Here is an 18633-nt window from a genome sequence, read left to right on the forward strand (position 1 = left end):
GCACCGGGCTAAGGGCGCCGGCCGGGGCCTGGTGGCATTGTCCACCTGCCCCCAGCCAGGCAGCTGTCGCTTACAGCGTACGCGCAGGCAGCATCTGGCCTTCGCAAGGGCCAAAGCCGATGCGGGCGGCACCGGGCCGTTCGCACCAGCCGCGCAGCACCACGGCGTCGCCATCTTCCAGCCAGGTGCGGGTCTCGCCATTGGGCAAGGTCAGCGGCTGCTTGCCGCCCACGGTCAGCTCGATCAGCGCGGCGGCCTGGTCCAGGCTGGGGCCGGACAGGGTGCCGGTGCCCAGCAGGTCACCGGGCTGCAGGTTGCAGCCGTTGATGGTGTGGTGGGCCACCAGCTGGGCCACAGTCCAGTAGGCATGGCGGTAGTTGGACTGGGTGATCTGCACCGCTGGCTGGCCGGCGGCACGCATCTTGGCCGTCTGCAGGTCCACGGCCAATGCAATGTCAAAGGCACCGGCATCGCGGTTGTGGGCGCTGTCCATATAGGGCAGCGGCTGCGGATCGCCGTCGGGGCGGGCAAAGGCGACGCGGTAAGGCGCCAGCGCCTCCAGGGTCACCACCCAGGGGGAGAGGGTCGAGGCAAAGTTCTTCGACAGAAACGGGCCCAGCGGCTGGTATTCCCAGGGCTGGATGTCGCGTGCCGACCAGTCATTGAGCAGGCAGAGGCCAAACACATGGTCCTCGGCCTCGCCAATGCTGACGGGCTCGCCCAGCGCGTTGGACTGGCCCACGAAGATGCCCATTTCCAGCTCGATATCCATGCGCGCGCTGGCCTTGACCGTCGGCACCGCTGCATCGGGCGCCTTGGTCTGGCCCACCGGGCGCTTGAACGGCGTGCCCGAGACCACGATGCTCGACGAGCGGCCATGGTAGCCAATCGGCACCCACTGGTAGTTGGGCAGCAGGGGGTTGTCCGGGCGGAACTGCTTGCCGATATTGGTCGCGTGGTGGATGGAGGTGTAGAAGTCGGTGTAGTCACCGATCCGCGCGGGCAGGTTGTACTCGGCCTGCGCTTGCGGCACCAGGAAGCCCTGCCACTGCGCCTGCTCGGCAGCGCCCACGCGCAGGCCGCGCGACAGCGCTAGGCGCAGCGCGCTCCAGGCCTGGGGGCCCAGCGCCATCAGGGCGTTGAGCGATTCCTGCGCGCCCGCCTCGGCGGCGCGCTGCGCATCGCCGCTCAGGCTGCCGCCGGCGGCCAGCGCCTGCAGGTCGACAATCTGGTCGCCAATGGCGACGCCGCCGCGCCAGGCTTGCTGGCTGCCTTGGCGGCGAAAGCTGGCAAAGGGCAGGTTCTGCAGCGGGAAATCGCTGCCAGCGGCCTGGGCGCTAGGGACCCAGCTTTGCAGCGCGGGGTCATGGGTTTCGTTGAGCAGGGTCATGCTTAATGTCTCCAAGTGGGGGAATCGCCTCAGGCTTTGCGCTGGGGCTTGAAATGCTTTTGCAGCCCTTGCCAGCAGCGGTAGTACTCGTGCTGCAGCTGCACCGTCTCCAGCGCGTAAGCGGTGGGCTGGATGACGGCGGGGGTCTCGAACATGAAGGCCATCGTGTTGTCGATGTAGTGCGGTTTGTGCGTATCGGACTTGCTGGCCTTGTCGAAGGTGTCGGCATCGGGCCCGTGGCCGCTCATGCAGTTGTGCAGGGAGGCACCTCCGGGCACAAAGCCCTCGGCCTTGGCGTCGTAGGCGCCCTCGATCAGGCCCATGAACTCGCTGGCGAAATTGCGGTGGAACCAGGGCGGACGGAAGGTGTCCTGCGCCACCAGCACGCGCGGCGGGAAGATGACAAAGTCCAGCGCATCCACGCCGGGCAGGGAGGTGGGCGACTGCAACACCAGAAAGATCGACGGATCGGGGTGGTCGTAGCTGATCGAGCCGATGGTGTTGAAGCGGCGCAGGTCGTATTTGTAGGGCGCGTAGTTGCCATGCCAGGCCACCACATCGAGGGGCGAATGGCCGATGCGCGCCGTCCAGAAGTGGCCGCGCAGTTTGGCCACCAGCTCGAAGTCGCCCTCCTTGTCCTCGTAGGCGGCGACCGGCGTCTGGAAATCACGCGGGTTGGCCAGGCCGTTGGAGCCGATCACGCCCAGGTCAGGCAGCTTGAGCAGCTCGCCGTAGTTTTCGCAGACATAGCCGCGCGCGGTACCGTCAAGCAGAGTCACGGCAAAGCGCACCCCCCGGGGCACCACGCAGATCTCTTGCGGCTCCACCGCCAAGGTCCCCAGCTCGGTGGCAATCTGCAACCGCCCCTGCTGGGGCACGATCAGCAGCTCGCCATCGGCATTGTAGAAATAGCGCCCTTCCATGCTACGGTTGGCCGCATACAGGTGGATGCCGCAGGCGGCATTGCCGGCCATGCTGACAATGCCCTGCAGAAAATCGCAGGGCGCATCGGGCAGCGGCAGCGGATCCCAGCGCAGCTGGTTGGGGGGCGTGGGCACCTCGTCAAAGCCGCCGGTCACATGGCTTTTCCAGCGCGGCAGGGCCAGCGGCGCAAAGGGCTCATGCATGGCGCCGGGGCGGATGCGGTAGAGCCAGCTGCGGCGGTTGCTGTGGCGTGGCGCGGTAAAGGCCGTGCCTGACAACTGCTCGGCATACAGGCCCAGCGGCGCGACCTGCGGCGAATTGCGCCCCACGGGCAGCGCCCCCGGCTCGGCCTCGGTCGCCCATTCATTGGCAAAACCTGTCATATAGTGCCGGGGCTCGGCGTTCAAACTGCGCATGCATGTCTCCTTTCAGTCGTTGTTGGGGCGGGTGTGCCGGCCGTGCGGACCTGGCGGTGAAGCGATCACTAGGAATCCCTAGGGAAAATACTGGACGTGGGCGTGCCCTGGGCGCTTCCGCAAAGCGGGGCTCCGTGACATAGTCGCGGTAGCTGTTTTCCCAGCCAGCATTGATACAAAACCAAGGAGACGCGTTGAACACGCCGCTGGACCGTACCTATACCCACCGCCTGCATGCGCTGGCCAAAGTCACCGACCGCACCACCCAGATGGTGTACGAGGAGGAGGTGGGCATCCCTATCAGCGAGGCCCGCTGCCTGGCAGCGATTGGCGCGTTCCATCCCTTGTCGGTCAATGACCTGGCGATGCGCGCCAACCTGAACAAGGCCCAGGCCAGCCGCTCCACCCAGGCGCTGGTCGAGCAGGGCCTGGTGCTCAAGCAGGCCAGCGAAGTGGACGGGCGCGGCGTGGTGCTCAGCCTCACGCCCAAGGGCTGCGAGTGCTGGGAGAAGGTCATGGTGGTCATCGCCCGCCGCAATGAAGAGATTCTCTCGGCGCTGACCATCGACGAGCGCGAGCAGCTCAGTGTGCTGCTCGACCGCCTGCTGCAGCACGCGCGCCAGACCAGCCTGCCCGAGTAGCGCGGCCCTGCTGCCCGCAGGGCTGCATGCATGGCGCCGCAGCGGCTTGCGCCGCCACTGGCAGGCATGCAGCCTGGCCATCATGCAGCGGCCTCCGGCTCGGCCACGGCATCGGCCTGCGCCTGGTAAAGCGAGGCCACACTCTGGTCAATCGCACCAAACAGGCTGTGGCCGTCCTTGCCCTTCATCTCGATGCGCACCGTGTCGCCAAACTGCATGAAGCCGGTGGCAGTCTTGCTTTTTTGCAGCACTTCCATGCTGCGCTTTTCGGCGATGCAGCCATAGCCCTTGGGCCAGTCCATGCGGCCGTGCTTTTCGGCGCCGCTGTTGCTGACGGTGCCGCTGCCCAGCACGGTGCCGGCGCGCAGGTGGCGCGTCTTGGCGGCATGGGCGATCAGCTGGCCAAAGTGAAAACCCATCTCCGGGCCCGCATCGCACATGCCGACCTTGCGGCCGTTCCAGCTGGTCTGCAAGGCCAGGTGCACCTTGCCGCCGCGCCAGGCATCGCCCAGTTCATCGGGGGTGATGGCCACCGGGCTGAAGGCCGTCACCGGCTTGCTCTGCACCAGGCCCGCGCCCTTGTCCTGCTCGGCCGCCTGCAGCTGGCGCAGGCTCACCGGATTGGCCAGCATCAGCAGGCGCACGCTGTCGAGCGCATCTTCAGGACTGCTGTCCTGCTTCACATCGCCAGTGATGACGGCCAGCTCGGCCGAGAAATCAATGCCCATGGCCTCGCTCGCCACGACGATGTCGTCACAGGGGCCGATGAAGGCGTCGCCCGCGCCCTGGTGGACCAAGGGATCGGTCTTCAGCGCCGCGGGCAAGTCCTCACCCGGTGCCTGGCGCAGCAAGGCCACATGGCTCAGGTAGGCGGCGCCGCAGAGCCACTGGTAGGCGCGTGGCAGCGGTGCCATGCACTGGGCGGGGTTGAAGTCAAAGCTGTGGCGCGCGCGGTCGGCATTGAGCGCGTCGTACAGGTCCTGCAGCTGGGGGGCGTAGAAATACCAGTCGTCGAGCACCTGCTGGAGGCGGTGCGCGATCCCGGAGGCGTAATGGGCCGTGCGCAGGTCGCGCGAGACGACGACCAGCTGGCCGTCGCGCGATCCGTCTTTATAGCTTGCAAGCTTCATACCGGTGTCTCACAGTCAAACATGCCTCTATCGTGCCAGATTGGCCCCAGGCTGGGCGCTTGCCACGCTGCTTGTGCCTATCGCAATGCACGCCTTGCAGCGTGAAATTACGATTAGTGAAATGCATTCCTTTATTTAGAATACCTTAAACTACCGCCATGGACAAGGATCGTGCAGGCATTCAGTCAGTCGAGGTGGGATTTGCGCTGTTGCAGGCGCTGGTGGAGGCCCAAGGCCCGCTGGCGCTCAAAGACCTGGCGCAGGCCGCTGCGATGCCGGCAGCCAAGGCCCACCGTTATCTGGTCAGCTACCAGCGCAGCGGCCTGGTCAAACAGGAGGCGGCCACCTCGCGCTACGACCTGGGCCCGATGGCCTTGCAGCTGGGGCTGGCGGCGCTGCGCCGCAGCGATGCAGTGCGGCTGGCGCGCGAGCGCATACCCGATTGGCTCGACCGCCTGGGCCACACGGTGGCGCTGGCCGTCTGGGGCAACCATGGCGCCACCATCGTGCACTGGGAGGAGCCGCCCCATGGCACCACCGGCCACCTGCGCCTGGGCGATGTGATGCCGCTGCTCTCATCGGCTACCGGGCGCTGCTTTGGCGCCTGGCTGCCCGCCGCGCGGACCGAGGCTGCCCTGGCGCGCGAGCTGGCGCAAGCACGCCTGGCCGGGCGCAGTGACCTGCCCCAGACCGCCGCCGCCGCGCACCAGCTGTTCGCCCAGGTGCGCAGCCAGGGCACCGCCTGCGTGGTCGACACCCTGCTGCCCAGCGTGGTCGCACTGTGCGCGCCCGTCTTTGATGCGCGCGGCCAGCTGGTGCTGGGCATCACCAGCCTGGGCACGCAGGCCACGTTTGACCCCGCCCCCCAAGGGGCCATGGCCCAGGGCCTGCAGGCCATCGCCGCCCAGCTCTCGCACGCGCTGGGCTACAGCGGCGCAGAACCGGGCGACCAGGCCCTGCTTTCGACCTAATCCAGCTGCCCTGTGGGCCTGCGCAGCAGGCACTACACTGGGCGTCTCATGCGCCAACGCCCTCTCATCCTGCTGACTTTTGCCGTGCTGGCCGCCCACGGGCTGCTGCTGGCCTGGCCCGGGGTGCAGGAGGCGATCAGAAAGGCGCGCATCACCGGCAGCACCCCCAAGGAGCTGCGCTTTGAGGTGCGCCAAATAGCCCCACCGCCCCCGGCGGCCGTGCCGCCTGCACCCACGCCGGCCTCCAGGCCCAGCGTGGCGCAAGCGGCGCCTGTCGCCCCCCGGCCCCAGGTCCAAAAAGCGCCGCCAGAACAAGCGCCAGCCAGCCGCGCGAGTGTGGGCCCCAAGTTCCGCGAAGCGTCCAGCGAAAACCCAGCCACCTCGGAGGCAGCACCTACCGCAGAAGCCGACGCGGCACCCGCGGCCCCGTCAGCACTGGACCAGCTGCTCGCATCCGGCGAAGCCAGCCCCGCGCCCACGCCGGAGCCCATCCCCGGCTCTGCTGCCGATCTGCAGCCGCTCAATGCCGTCGCAGACCAGGGCGATGCCAGCGCATCCACCTCGGAGGCCAAGGCCGAGACGGAGGCGCCCAGTGCTAGTGCTGCCAGCGAACCCGCGCCCGCCATAGGCATTGGCAGCCCCGGCTATGCCGGCCCGCTGCCTGCGATCAAGCTGCCGCCCTCGGCGCGGCTGCAGTTCCAGGCCAAGGGCTCGGCCAAGGGTTTCCAGTACTCGGCCAAGGCGCAGCTGACGTTCAAGACCGATGGCCAGCGCTACCAGGCCGAGCAGGAGGTGTCGGCCTTTTTGATGGGCAGCCGCAGCCAGACCAGCAGCGGCCAGATTACGCCCCATGGCCTGGCGCCCCAAAGGTTTGTCGACAAGGCGCGCAAAGAGCGCAGCGCCGAGCTCGATGCCCCGGCAGCCCGCATCCGCTACAGCGATGGTGACGAGCCCCAGGCCGTGAGCGCCGGTGTGCAGGACCGGTTGTCGATCTTTTTGCAGCTCTCGAGCATGGTGGCGGCCAACCCCGAGCGCTATACCCCCGGCAGCACGGTGGCCATCAACGTGACCAGCGCGCGCAGCGCCGAGGTCTGGACCTTTGTCGTCGACGGCCCCGAAACGCTGGATTTGCCCGCCGGGCCCACCCCCAGCCTGCGCCTGACGCGCCAGCCGCGCAAGGGCCAGGACCAAACGGCCCACCTCTGGCTGGCCCCTTCGCTGCAGTACCTGCCGGTGCGCATCCGCCTGTCCCAGTCCAATGGCGATTTTGCCGATCTGCAGCTGCAGGCGGCCACGGTGGACAGCCCGCCTTGAATCGCCGCGCTGCGCGGGTTTGTACGACAAAGCCTGCGCGATACGTCCCTGATTTGCGACGTTTGGCCGTAAAAAGGGCGCCAATTGCCAGGAATGCCATCAAAACCTGCTACAACGGACATGTGGACGCAGACTTGCAATGCCGCAAACTGCCACCACCTGCACTTCACAAGGAGGAACATCATGCAAATGATTTACGACTCGGACTCTTTTGTGGTGTTGCACCTGACGCCAGAGCTGCCCCTGTCCAACGATGGTGCTTCCGTCACCAACCCCACCGTTACCGAACCGCTGCGCCATCTGCAGCGCCAGGGTTTTGAGATTGTGGACAAGCGCAGCGGCAAGGAGCTCTACCTCGATGGCGCCTGGGCAGAAATGTTCCACCAGCAAATCCAGGCCTGGCAAGCCAATGCACCGACTGAAGAAGAAGTCGAGGCCACACTGGACCGCTACACCGGCCTGGCCCAGCAACCGGTGATCGTGCATTAAGCGCTGCACCTCTCGCCCCCATCCCCGCTGTTTGCGTACCCTCCAGGCGCAAACAGCTTTTTTTTGCCCAAAAGCAGCGGCAGCCCTTGACTTAGAGTGCGCTCTAACTTCGACAATGCCTGCATGGAACCACCTCTCAGCATTGAAGAAGCAGCGCAACGCACCGGGTTGAGCGCCCACACCTTGCGCTACTACGAACGTATCGGCCTGATTGCCGCCGTAGCGCGTGCGGCCGGCGGCCAACGCCGCTATGCCGCAGCCGACCTGGCCTGGCTCGCCTTTCTGACCCGCTTGCGCACCACCCGCATGCCCATCCAGAAGATGCGCCTGTTCGCCCAGTTGCGCAGCACCGGCGATGCCACGGTGCCCGCGCGGCGCGCCATGCTGCAAACGCACCTGGCCGAGGTGCAGGCCGACATCAGCGCCATGCAGCAAGCCGCCCAGGCGCTGCAAGACAAGATTGCCCATTACCAGGCACTGGAAGCCGCAGCCTCAGCGCCGCCCCACAAAAACACCACGCCGAAGAAGGAGTCGAACCATGGCTGAAACCACCCGCTACCAACGTGGCCTGGACAAACTGCGCGAAATCGATGGCCATGCCGGAGAGCACGTAGTGGCCAGCCTGGCCGGTATCGCGCCTGACTTTGCGGATTACCTGATCGAATTCCCCTTTGGCGACATCTACAGCCGCCCGGGGCTGGACCTCAAAAGCCGCGAGATTGCCACGGTGGCCGCCCTCACCGCGCTGGGCCATGCCGCGCCGCAGCTGAAGGTACATATCCAGGCGGCATTGAATGTGGGTTGCAGCCAGCAGGAAGTGGTGGAGACCATCATGCAGATGGCCGTCTATGCCGGGTTTCCGGCCGCGCTCAACGGCCTGTTTGTGGCCAAGGAGGTATTTGCGCAGTCAGCGGTGCCGCGCTGATCCCGCAAGGCCACGGCGGAAACACAGGGCCCACCAACGACAACGCCCGGTCTTGCGACACGGGCGTTTTTTCTCAGCGGCTGAAGGCCAGGTTCAGCGCCAGCGCAGGCTTAACCGCAGGCACCGACGGCGCCGCAGGCGGTGCAGTACTCGCAGCCATCCTTGCGGATCACCGCATGGGCGCCGCACTCGTTGCATTTTTTGCCGGCCATGGTCTGCAGGGCCTGGCTCACCACGGGCGCGGGCACGGCCGGGGTCAGGGTGGAGCTGCTGATGCCGGGCAGGTTCTGCTGGCGGCGGCGCTCCAGGATCTGCTGCACCGCATAGGCGATGGCGGCCACTTCCGAGTCGTGCCACATCGGCACATGGGTGCCATCGGCGCGCTGGTAGGTGCCCAGGCGCACGGGGCCCCGGTCCCAGGCGACCTTGCGCATGTCGGCCAGGGCACGCTCCAGGAAGCCACCGCGCGCGGCCAGCGACAGCAGGCGCATGCTGGAGGTGATCCACTGCTGCGACTCGCCGCTCTGGCCCACGGGCATGAAGAACTCCACCGCCCGGTCCACCATGCTCTTGCCATCGGCGCTGGGCACCGGCAGGAAGGAGACGATGATGTAGAGGCGCTGCTGGCCTTCCTGGGTCCAGTACTCGACCTTGTCGGCCACGGCGCTGAGCTCGCCCTCGGGGCGGCGCTCGATCACCAGCTTCATCGGGTCCACCAGCGCCGCTGCGGCGGCCTTCTCGGCGGCTGGGGCTTCGGGTTTGGCGGCGGGCGTGGTCTCCAGCACCGCACCCAGAATGCTGTTGGGGCGGTAGGTGGCCAGGCCCTTCAGGTTGCCGCGCCAGGCCTGCAGGTACAGGTTCTTGAAGTCCTCATAGGGGTAGTCGGCGGGGATGTTCACCGTCTTGGAGATGGCCGTATCCACATAGGGCTGCACCGTCTCCATCATCGCCAGGTGCTCGGTGGCCGACATCTCCAGCGCCGAGACAAAGTAGGCGGGCAGCTGCTCCACATCGCCGCCCAGCTCGCGGTACAGGCGCCAGCTGTGGTCTTCGACCTGGTACTGGCTCTTGCTGCCATCGGCCTCGCGCTTGTTGCGGGTGTAGGTCCATGAGAAAGCGGGCTCAATGCCGTTGGAGGCATTGTCGGCAAAGGCCAGCGAGACGGTGCCGGTGGGCGCAATCGACAGCAGGTGACTGTTGCGGATGCCGTGTTTTTGGATGTCGTCCTGGATGTCCTGGGGCAGGCGGCTGGCAAAGGTGCCCTTGGCCAGGTAGCCCTTGGCATCGAACTTGGGGAAGGCACCCTTCTCTTTGGCCAGGCCGACCGAGGCGCGGTAGGAGGCATCGCGCATGCATTCGGCAATGCGTTTGGCCATGTCGCGGCCTTCCTGGTCGGAGTAGCGCAGGGTCAGCATCGTCAAGGTATTGCCCATGCCGGTAAAGCCCACGCCAATGCGGCGCTTGGCAGCCGACTCCTCACGCTGCTGCTCCAGCGGCCAGAAGGTGGCGTCCAGCACGTTGTCCAGCGCACGCACCTGGGTGGCCACGACCTGCTCGAAGCTGTCGAAATCAAAGCTCGGCAGGCCACCAAAACCAAAGGGGTTGCGTACAAAGCGGGTCAGGATGATGGGGCCCAGGTCGCAGCAACCGTAGGACGGCAGCGGCTGCTCGCCGCAGGGGTTGGTCGCGGCAATGCGCTCGCAGTAGCGCAGGTTGTTGTCGTCGTTGATGTGGTCGAGGAACAGGATGCCCGGCTCGGCAAAATCATAGGTCGAGGTCATGATCGTGTCCCACATCGCCCGGGCACGCACCGTCTTGTAGACCCACTGGCCGTCATCCCGCAGCACCGCACCTTCGGCGCGCAGCTTGGCATTGGGCTTGCCGCTGTGCACCAGCTGCCAGTCGGCATCGTCCACCACCGCCTGCATGAAGGCATCGGGCACACCCACCGACACATTGAAGTTGTTCCAGCGGCCCGGCGTGCGCTTGGCGGTGATGAACTCCATCACATCGGGGTGGTCGATGCGCAGCACGCCCATTTGCGCGCCCCGGCGTGCGCCGGCCGACTCCACCGTCGAGCAGCTCTGGTCAAACACATTGATATAGCTGCAAGGGCCCGAGGCCATCGAGGCCGTGCCCTTGACCTCCGCCCCCCGTGGGCGGATGCGCGAGAAGTCATAGCCCACACCGCCACCGCGCCGCATGGTCTCTGCCGCTTCGCGCAGCGCCTCGTAAATGCCGGGGTAGCCTTCGTCGTCAAAGCCCTGGATGCAGTCGCCCACCGGCTGCACAAAGCAGTTGATCAAGGTCGCCTGGATGTCGGTACCGGCGGCCGACATGATGCGGCCCGCGCCAATGGCGCCGGCATGCAGGTTGGCGTAGAACCTGGCCTCCCATTCGGCCTGCAGCTCGGGCTTTTCCACCGCCGCGAGCGCGCGTGCGACGCGGCTGTAGAGGTCTTCGATGCTGGACTCATCACCCTTGAAGTACTTCTCCTTGAGCACATCCAGGCTGATGGCCTGGGGTGCCTGGGCAGCCAGGGCCTGGGGAGACTGGGTGATGTTGTCGCGTTTCATCTGTTAAATCCTCAAAAAATCGGTCGTGTGCCCGCAGATCACGGCGATGGGCTGCCGCTGGGGCAGCACTGGCGCCAGGCGACCCGCAGCCCGGCCCCATGCAGCGGGGCATGGCGCTCGGGCATGCCCAGGGTCAGGGCGGCAGTTTGGTGAAATCGATAGGCCAATCCAAACTCACTCGGGGGTTGGAGACCAACTGCCAATCTACCCCCAATTGCCGAACATGGAAACCACGAAACCACCCTTGTGGTGTGGCTGCATACCCGCTGGGACCGATTGCGAAAATGCCGTGCAGCCAACGCCTGGAAAGCGAGGAAGCGCTTATCCACCACCCTCTTCCAAGCCGCACGGGTTCTGGTCGATGTCCTTGATTTGCTGCGGTTTTCCGGGCCAGCGGCTTGCCCAGATGACCACAGGATGACAGAACAATAAATTTATAATCTTGACGTTTATTTACAAAGTCGCGACCTCGTTCTACCCAGTCAAAATACCAAACCCCGACTGGGGAACTCCCTTAGCCAACACTGCGACAATGGCAGGTTATGACCAACGCTTACATCCTCACTCTCTCGTGCCCTGATCGCCGGGGGCTGGTCCACGCGGTATCCGGATTCCTGCTGGAGCACGGCAGCAATATTGAAGAAGCCGCCCAGTTCAACGACCCGGCCACCGGCCTGTTTTTCATGCGCGTGCGTTTTGCCAGCACCGGCGCTGCCAGCCAGCTGCGCGAGGACCTGGATGCCTTTGCAAAGCCTTTCGAGATGCACTGGCGCCTGCATGCGGCCGATGAAAAGATCAAGACCGTCATCATGGTCAGCCGCCAGGGCCACTGCTTGAACGACCTGCTGTTCCGCTGGAAGGAAGGCTTGCTGCCCATCGACATCCGCGCCATCGTCAGCAACCACCGCGATTTCTACCAGCTGGCGGCCAGCTACAACATCCCCTTCCACCACATCCCGGTGACGGCGGCGACCAAGGCCCAGGCCGAGGCCAAGCAATTCGAGATCATCGAGGCCGAAGGCGCCGAGCTGGTCGTGCTGGCGCGCTACATGCAGGTGCTCTCCAACGACCTGTGCAGCAAGCTGTCGGGCCGTGCGATCAATATCCACCACAGCTTCCTGCCCAGCTTCAAGGGTGCCAAGCCCTACTACCAGGCCCATGACCGGGGCGTGAAGCTGATCGGCGCCACCGCCCACTATGTGACGGCCGACCTCGACGAAGGCCCGATCATCGAGCAGGACGTGGCCCGCGCCTACCACACCGACACCGTGGACGACCTGACCGCCCGTGGCCAGGACACCGAGAGCCAGGTGCTGGCCCGCGCAGTGAAGTGGCACAGCGAGTACCGCGTGCTGATGAACGGCCACAAGACGGTTATCTTCCGCTGATCGGCAGCCAACCCCAAAAAGCCAGCAGTACCCTGCTGGCTTTTTTACATGGCAACCTGAGCTGCGACCAAATCAGCGGCTTGGATAAAACTACCCCGGTTGGTTGGATGGCGACTTGGCCAAGCAAAAAGAAGTCGCGTTCCATTTATCGCATTGTTATACTTGGTTCACAATTTGACGCATTTGGGCAAAATCCCGTAACAGCCTTATCTGCGCCACCAGCCATTCATTTCTTCGGAAAGCGCAGCCGTGAAACCACTTTATCGACAACCGATATGGGGATTTTTTCTACTTTGCGTCCTATGCCTGGTGCCGCTCGCACGGCTCTGGGCGGCGACTTCCAGCTTTTCGCCGCAATCCGCCACGGTGGCCTCGGGTGGCAGTATCGCCATAGATATCTCGGCTTTTGACGGCCCGGACAACTTTGGCTTTGGCGAAGGCGCAGTTGCCCCGCCCAATCAGCTCGTAGCCCCACTGCATGGCATTGCCGTGGTTGGCCCCAATATCAGCGGCGAGCAGTTTGTGACCTATAGCCATGACGGCTCGGCCACGTCCTCTGACACCTTTACATTGGAAGACCCACAAGGCGACTCGCTGGTTTTCAATATCATCATCACAGCTTCGGGGTCTGCCATAAGTGTCTCCCCAGGCAGCCTGACCCTGAAAACCGGCATGGCCGCAAGTACGGCGTTCACGGCCACCGGTGGCATGCCACCCTACAGTTATGTTGTAGTGAGCGCTGATACATTGCCTGCGGGGCTGGCTCTGTCTCCGGATGGTCAACTGTCAGGCACGCCCAGCGTGCGCGGCAACTACAGCTTTTCAGTGAGAGCGACAGACAGCCTTGCAGTCAGCGGCACCAAGTCCTATACAGGCGTGCTGGCTAATCCCGATCTGTCAATTTCTCCTGCAACGATCCACTTGGCCACCGGAATGCCTGCCTCTGCCCAGGTTCCCGTTGCCGGCGGGGTAACACCATTGGCGCTTTCATTGCAGCCAGGCAGCACGATGCCGGCGGGCCTGACTCTGTCAGCAAACGGCGGCATCACCGGAACACCTAATGTTCCAGGTAGCTACACCGTGCAATTGCTGGTCAGCGACGCCTCCCTTGATCCTATCTTTCCCCTTGTCGATTACAGTGAAATACACCCACTGACCATCGTGGTAGCCAATGCCACCGCGCCCGGCGCGCCGGTCATCGGCACGGCAATCGGCGGCAACGGTGCGGCCCAGATAGCCTTTACTCCGCCGGCGTCCGATGGTGGTAGCGCCATCCAGTCCTACATGGCCAGTTGCGGCTCGAACAGCCAGTCCGGCACTGCATCACCGATTGAGGTGTCTGGTCTTATCAACGGTGCCACTTATATGTGCACCGTTACGGCCACCAATGCCATCGGAACCAGTGCAGCCTCTGGCAGTGTTGCCGTGATGCCCAAGGGCGCTCCACTGGCTCCTTCGCTGACCAGCGCCCAACCTGCCGATTCCTTCGCTGTCTTGACCTTCAGCGAGCCATCTTCCGATGGCGGTGACCCCATCACCGGTTACGCAGCCACCTGCGATGGTGGCGCGACTTTCCACAGCGGCTCTCCGCCGAACATCACTGTGCCAGGGTTGAGCAATGGCACCGCCTATAGCTGCACAGTGGTAGTCAGCAACTCGGTGGGAAGCACACCATCCAACGCACTGAGCGTGACGCCCAGAGCGGCACCAGCGGCCCCCAGCATCACAAGTGCAGTCCCCCTGAATGGAAAAACCTCGATCGTATTCACCGCACCTGCCAACAATGGCGGCTCGGCCATCCTTGACTACCGCGTCAGTTGCGGTGGTGGCCTGACTGCCACCGGGCCAGACTCACCGATCGAAGTGGGCGGTATGGCCAATGGCAGCGCTTATAGCTGCACGGTTGCTGCACGGAACGCGGCAGGCTTCGGTGCCGAATCTGCAGCCGCATCGGTCACGCCATTTGGCCCGCCTGGAGCGCCCACGATATCCAGCGCAACACCGGGAAATGCGCAGGCAACAGTGACATTCACCGCTCCGCTGGTTGACGGAGGCCGCCCTGTCTCCGACTACACCGCCAGTTGCAGCGCTGCAGGCGCTCCCACCCGCACGCAAGTTGGCACCAGCTCGCCATTGGTAGTGACAGGCTTGGTCAACGGCACCGCCTATAGCTGCAGCGTGACCGCCAGCAACCTTGCAGGGGCCGGCGCACCATCTGCCGTGGTCAACGTGACGCCTGGTGTGGTGCCCGATGCCCCAACCATTGGCCCCGCGACCCGAGGCAACGGACAAATCGTGGTGGACTTCACGCCCGCGGCGCCCAATGGCGTCGCTGTGATCGACTTCACCGCCACCTGCTTGCCGGGCTCTGTGTCCGTCACTGCCACCACAGGGCCCATCACGGTTGCGGGTCTGACCAATGGAACCGCCTACAGTTGCTCCGTCACCGCGCGCAATGCTATCGGATCTAGCCAGCCTTCTGCCTCGGTCACCGCCACCCCTGCCACACTCCCTGGCGCACCGTCCATCACGACGATCTCCTCAGGAAATGCGGAGCTGACTCTCTCCTTTGCGCCTCCTGCCTCTGACGGCGGCAGCGCCATCACGGCCTACAGCGCATCCTGCGGTGCAGGCACTACGGCGGTCAGTGGCACCAGTTCGCCCTTGAAGATCACGGGCCTGACCAATGGCACCACATACAACTGCACCGTCACTGCCAGCAATGACGTGGGCCCTGGCCCGGCCTCTGCCGCACAAACCGGTATTCCCAGCGCCAAGAGCTATTCCGCAGCATCGCCCAGCGGGACGGGCGTCATCACAGCCACGCTCAGCGGTGGTGGTGCTGGCTGCGGATTCGACACGAGCCGCTATCTGCCCGAATCCGAGATGGCTACCCCCTTGGCAGGTATCCGCTTCCCTGAAGGCCTGTTTGACTTCAAGACGACGGGCTGCGAAGTGGGATCGACCATCACCATCGAGCTGGCCTATCCGTCGGCCGTTCCAGCCGGCGCGCAATACTGGAAATATGGCCCGCAGCCCGGCAAGGCGCCATCGTGGTATGTGTATCCAGCCACCGTGGGAGCCAATACCATCACCTACACGGTGACGGATGGCCAGACCGGCGACGATGACTTGACTGCCAACGGCTCCATCGCCGATCCTGGCGGGTTTGGGGTCGCCGAGGCCAGCGCAGGCGCTGTGCCCGTCCCCAGCCAGTCGCAAGGAATGTTGGCCCTGCTCGCGCTGCTGCTGGCTGCACTGGCCTGGCAGCAGGCACCGCGCCGCAGTCGCGGTGCTACACACAACAAGCAAGGGGAGCACTGAGGTGAGATTCTTGACGCTGGAAGATTTCCAGCCCCATGTCGGCACGGTATTTGTGGGTCTGCTGGCCGATTCCGAGGTGCCTTTCCAGCTGGTGGAGGTGCAGCCGCTGCAATCGGCAGCGGGGGCGCAACTGTACCGCCAGCCGTTTTCCTTGGTGTTTCGCAACGAATCGGCTGTTCTTTTCCCGCAGCAGACCTATTCCATGCGTCATGCGAGCATGGGGGAGCAAGCGATCTTTGTCGTGCCCGTGGCACGTGATGCCACCGGCTTTCTCTACCAGGCCGTTTTCAATTAGCGGAGCGCCGCGCCTGCCGCTGGCCGCAGCCACTGCATCCGCAGGTGGCTGCCCATATCTTCCTGCACGCTAAACCCCAGCCGCTGGTAAAGCTGCAATGCGCCTGTATTGCCATGGGCCACATGCAAGCTCACCGCTTTACCGGCCTGCGCAGCATCCGCCAGGACATGCCGCAACAGCGCCGAGCCCAACCCTTGTGATTGGTACGCGCCAAGCAGGCAGATATCCACCACCGTGACGGTGTGTGCACCCTGGGCAAGGTAGAGACGGCCAATGGCTTGGACCATGCCGTCTGCGTTCTTCTGGCACACGATCCACCAGGCATCGCTCGTCCCTCCCTGCACAAAGTGCCGGTGCTGCAGCGCGAACTGGCTCTCCAGAAAAGCAGCCTTCACAGCAGGCGGCCAGGGAACTGGGGCCAGTTCTGCCTCGCGGGACTGGCTATAGAGTATCTGCAGCCATGGCAAGTCCTCATCACAGGCATGCCGCAGTGACAGGCCGTGCACCACCCATGCAGCAGGCTGTGGTGGCGCTTGCCGCGAGCCAGGAAATGGTGGAAGCTGCTGCACCCCGTCCGCCTTTCCCGCAATAACGCAGTTAACTAAATGAGGGGAATACCCCTTGCAGCGCAATGCAGAAATTCATGGCCAGGTAGGGCTGGCGGTTTTCATGAGGTTGAGAGCCGCCTGTGGGCTGAAGCGCAGTAGGTGCGAGTGAGGTCATCGTGCCAGCCGAGGCAAAGAACTTGGAGGAAGCTTGCGACGGCAGGTTCAGCGCAGCACTCGCCTGCGGTGTGGACAGGCGCTTGGCAGGATCACCTTGGTTGAAGAACTGCAGGGTGTGGGTATGGTTGGGTATTTGCTGCGAGTTCAGGGTCGCTGCTGCAGAGCCAAAAGTCTCGCCAATGACACGAGGCGTCAAACCTGGCCCTTGCCCCTGGTTGCAAGCTGCACGCCCGATCAGATTGGGCAACTGGAAGGTGGTTTGCCCATTGCCGCCATACTGGAGCCCCAGCAACGAATAAAGCGCTGTGTTTTGCTGAATGGCCAATGTAGAGCCATCGCAAAACGCCCAGCGGTACGGAGCGAAATTGAAGCCGAAAATCTGGATCTCGCCAATAAATGGTTCAGACATGGTGTACTACCTCTGAAAGGTCTCAGGTGCACAGCTGGGCACTGCTACTTACCCTTGCGAAGGGAAGATGCCTGCCCAGGCGATACAAAAACTCACGGCCAAGGTCGGCATCGCATTGTCATGGGGCTCGTTGCCTCCCGCAGCAGTTACCGCCTGCGGATAGGTTGCGATGGGGTCTCCTGCAACCTCGGTGGCATACAGGGCGTCCCCACTGATGGCTGCTAGCACCTTGTCGGATGCCGGGGTTTGCGATGTTGCAGCCGCTGTACTTACCCCCACTGCGTGCGTATGGGCCGGCATCTGCGAGGCAAGCAGTGTGACGGTTTCGGTGCCCACTGTTTGCCCAATGACGCGTGGACTCAGCCCCGGCCCGCTACCCTGATGAATCGGCAATCGCCCCCGCAGATCAGGAACAGCAAAAGTGCTCATCCCATCGCCTCCATAGGTGGTGCCGAGAAGGGTATAAAGCACCTCATATTCGGCAATGGACTGCAGACTTCCATCGCAGGCAAACCAGCCATTGGGAACGCGTCCAAAACCAAACATGCGTATTTCGCCAACATAGGGTGTGCTCATGGGTAAGGCCTCATGGATCGTCTGGGAAAGCTCGGCATCCGCATGCAGCTCAATTGCGGGAGGGATAGATTCCCTGTAGCGCAATGCAGAAGTTCAGCGTCGTAGAGGGCTGCATGTTGGGATGCGGCTGGGTGTTGCCCGCCGACGAGATGGATTGCGGCGCCAAGGGGACATTGGGCGAACCTGTCGCGTAAAGGGCCGTTGAAGCACTGGTTGCCAATGCATTGCCTTTGGGGATGCGGGTAGTGCCCGTGGCCGTGCTTGCTCGCAGAGTATGGGTATGTGATGGCATCTGGGCAGGCAGCAGCGTGACATTTTCGACGCCACCTTGTTGGCCGATGGAAGCAGGATTCCCCATCGCATCGGCATAGTGGATGGGAGTGCGGCCCCTCAGATCTGGCAGGGCAAAGCTGTTCACGCCATTGCCACCGTAAAACGTGCCCAGTAAGGAAAAAAGAGCGGTGTTCTGGGTGATGGGCAATAGTTGGCCATTGCATTGCGCAAATCCCTTGGGTGCGAAATTGAAGCCCGTCATCATGACTTGCCCCATAAAAAATTCGCTCATCAAATCTCCTTCAAACAGGCCACTGGACCCGCCAAAACTCCGCCACGCACCAAGCTCAAGAAATATTTAGAAGCATTTTGCATTATTTTTTGTCAGAATGGCATCTATATCTGCAAAGCCGGTCAGCGGCTTTCACTGTTTACAAGGCACAAGGAGGCCGCCATGGATCGCAGAAATTTTGCAAAGCAGGCCTTAACCGGCATGGCGCTGGCGGCCGCTGGCTCACCCGCGCTTGCCGCCCTGGCATCACAACCCTCTGCGGCAGACGCCTTGGTGCGCAACCCGGTGGCGTTTGCAGGGACGGTATTCACGCTGGAAAACGGAACGACGCTCACCTTGGTCAACGTGACCCATGCAGCCACAGACCCTCGCCTGGACCAATGGACGCTGCAGTTCCAGTGCAGCCAGCCGATCACGGAAGGGACCCATCGCCTGCGCGTTCCCCAGTCGGGACAGGACGTAGAACTGTTTCTGCAGCCGCATGGCCAAGCCGCCATCGCCTACATCAGCAAGCTTGCTACGCCTTGAGGCTGCCGCCGCGCCGCTCAGCCAAGTTTGCGGCCTCGCTGTTTGAG

At 63.8% G+C, this 18633-nt stretch carries 19 protein-coding genes; 10 read left to right on the top strand and 9 right to left on the bottom strand.

All coding sequences use genetic code 11. The annotated features are described in order from the left end of the window. Positions 1-70 precede the first annotated feature (70 nt). Both fahA and hmgA read right to left on the bottom strand, forming a co-directional pair. Positions 71-1390: a fumarylacetoacetase gene (gene fahA, locus WH265_RS07985; protein ID WP_339557893.1), complete on the bottom strand. Its 1320-nt coding sequence runs from the start codon at positions 1388-1390 to the stop codon at positions 71-73. Between the two features lie 29 nt (positions 1391-1419). Further along, positions 1420-2730: a homogentisate 1,2-dioxygenase gene (gene hmgA / locus WH265_RS07990; protein WP_339557894.1), complete on the bottom strand. Its 1311-nt coding sequence runs from the start codon at positions 2728-2730 to the stop codon at positions 1420-1422. A 194-nt stretch (positions 2731-2924) separates the two neighbouring features. Between hmgA and WH265_RS07995 the strand changes: the two genes are divergently transcribed. Beyond that, a complete protein-coding gene (locus WH265_RS07995) occupies positions 2925-3371 on the top strand; it encodes a MarR family winged helix-turn-helix transcriptional regulator (protein ID WP_021025643.1) in 447 nt (148 codons plus the stop codon). Positions 3372-3451: 80 nt separating this feature from the next. Here WH265_RS07995 and WH265_RS08000 read toward each other — a convergent pair whose 3' ends face one another. Next, the gene (locus tag WH265_RS08000) at positions 3452-4501 is read right to left on the bottom strand and encodes a fumarylacetoacetate hydrolase family protein (RefSeq protein ID WP_339557895.1); all 1050 of its coding nucleotides are present in this window, start codon (positions 4499-4501) and stop codon (positions 3452-3454) included. 158 nt (positions 4502-4659) lie between these two features. On the opposite strand from WH265_RS08000, the gene WH265_RS08005 reads away from it, so the two are divergent. The 5 genes from WH265_RS08005 to WH265_RS08025 all read left to right on the top strand — a co-directional run bounded on the left by WH265_RS08005 (position 4660) and on the right by WH265_RS08025 (position 8200). Continuing rightward, positions 4660-5472: an IclR family transcriptional regulator gene (locus WH265_RS08005; RefSeq protein ID WP_339557896.1), complete on the top strand. Its 813-nt coding sequence runs from the start codon at positions 4660-4662 to the stop codon at positions 5470-5472. A 48-nt stretch (positions 5473-5520) separates the two neighbouring features. After that, complete coding sequence (locus WH265_RS08010) at positions 5521-6786, top strand: DUF3108 domain-containing protein (protein WP_339557897.1); 1266 nt, start codon at positions 5521-5523, stop codon at positions 6784-6786. A gap of 183 nt (positions 6787-6969) precedes the next feature. Then, positions 6970-7275: a BTH_I0359 family protein gene (locus WH265_RS08015; RefSeq protein WP_021027590.1), complete on the top strand. Its 306-nt coding sequence runs from the start codon at positions 6970-6972 to the stop codon at positions 7273-7275. Between the two features lie 123 nt (positions 7276-7398). Then, positions 7399-7821 (top strand): MerR family transcriptional regulator, encoded by a 423-nt coding sequence (locus WH265_RS08020; RefSeq protein ID WP_021027591.1) that lies wholly within the window; start codon positions 7399-7401, stop codon positions 7819-7821. Beyond that, complete coding sequence (locus WH265_RS08025) at positions 7814-8200, top strand: carboxymuconolactone decarboxylase family protein (RefSeq protein WP_339516185.1); 387 nt, start codon at positions 7814-7816, stop codon at positions 8198-8200. Before WH265_RS08020 ends, WH265_RS08025 begins: the two co-directional genes overlap by 8 nt. Before the next feature lie 110 nt (positions 8201-8310). On the opposite strand, the gene WH265_RS08030 is transcribed toward WH265_RS08025, so the two are convergent. Further along, positions 8311-10776 (bottom strand): adenosylcobalamin-dependent ribonucleoside-diphosphate reductase, encoded by a 2466-nt coding sequence (locus WH265_RS08030; RefSeq protein WP_339557898.1) that lies wholly within the window; start codon positions 10774-10776, stop codon positions 8311-8313. A 38-nt stretch (positions 10777-10814) separates the two neighbouring features. Then, positions 10815-10943 carry a hypothetical protein gene (locus tag WH265_RS08035; protein WP_339557899.1) on the bottom strand — a complete coding sequence of 43 codons (129 nt, stop codon included), beginning with the start codon at positions 10941-10943 and terminating at the stop codon, positions 10815-10817. A gap of 375 nt (positions 10944-11318) precedes the next feature. On the opposite strand from WH265_RS08035, the gene purU reads away from it, so the two are divergent. From purU to WH265_RS08050, 3 genes are all read left to right on the top strand, one after another. Beyond that, positions 11319-12164 (top strand): formyltetrahydrofolate deformylase, encoded by an 846-nt coding sequence (purU, locus tag WH265_RS08040; RefSeq protein ID WP_021027594.1) that lies wholly within the window; start codon positions 11319-11321, stop codon positions 12162-12164. 249 nt (positions 12165-12413) lie between these two features. After that, a complete protein-coding gene (locus tag WH265_RS08045) occupies positions 12414-15488 on the top strand; it encodes a fibronectin type III domain-containing protein (protein WP_339557900.1) in 3075 nt (1024 codons plus the stop codon). Between the two features lies 1 nt (position 15489). Then, a complete protein-coding gene (locus WH265_RS08050) occupies positions 15490-15783 on the top strand; it encodes a DUF6916 family protein (RefSeq protein WP_445228499.1) in 294 nt (97 codons plus the stop codon). Here WH265_RS08050 and WH265_RS08055 read toward each other — a convergent pair. Genes WH265_RS08055 through WH265_RS08070 form a run of 4 tightly spaced genes read right to left on the bottom strand, consistent with a single transcriptional unit; the run spans position 15780 to position 18058 of the window. After that, positions 15780-16352, bottom strand: coding sequence for a GNAT family N-acetyltransferase (locus WH265_RS08055; protein WP_339557901.1), 573 nt, complete (start codon positions 16350-16352; stop codon positions 15780-15782). The genes WH265_RS08050 and WH265_RS08055 overlap by 4 nt on opposite strands. 28 nt (positions 16353-16380) lie before the next feature. Then, positions 16381-16917 (bottom strand): phage tail protein, encoded by a 537-nt coding sequence (locus tag WH265_RS08060; RefSeq protein WP_339516175.1) that lies wholly within the window; start codon positions 16915-16917, stop codon positions 16381-16383. 48 nt (positions 16918-16965) lie between these two features. Continuing rightward, a complete protein-coding gene (locus WH265_RS08065; RefSeq protein ID WP_339516173.1) occupies positions 16966-17493 on the bottom strand; it encodes a phage tail protein in 528 nt (175 codons plus the stop codon). A 49-nt stretch (positions 17494-17542) separates the two neighbouring features. Next, positions 17543-18058: a phage tail protein gene (locus WH265_RS08070; RefSeq protein WP_339557902.1), complete on the bottom strand. Its 516-nt coding sequence runs from the start codon at positions 18056-18058 to the stop codon at positions 17543-17545. On the opposite strand from WH265_RS08070, the gene WH265_RS08075 reads away from it, so the two are divergent. Continuing rightward, positions 18035-18586: a hypothetical protein gene (locus WH265_RS08075; protein ID WP_339557903.1), complete on the top strand. Its 552-nt coding sequence runs from the start codon at positions 18035-18037 to the stop codon at positions 18584-18586. The genes WH265_RS08070 and WH265_RS08075 overlap by 24 nt on opposite strands. The last annotated feature ends 47 nt before the right edge of the window (positions 18587-18633 follow it).

The organism is Comamonas sp. MYb396, assembly GCF_037479555.1.
GTDB lineage: Bacteria > Pseudomonadota > Gammaproteobacteria > Burkholderiales > Burkholderiaceae_C > Comamonas.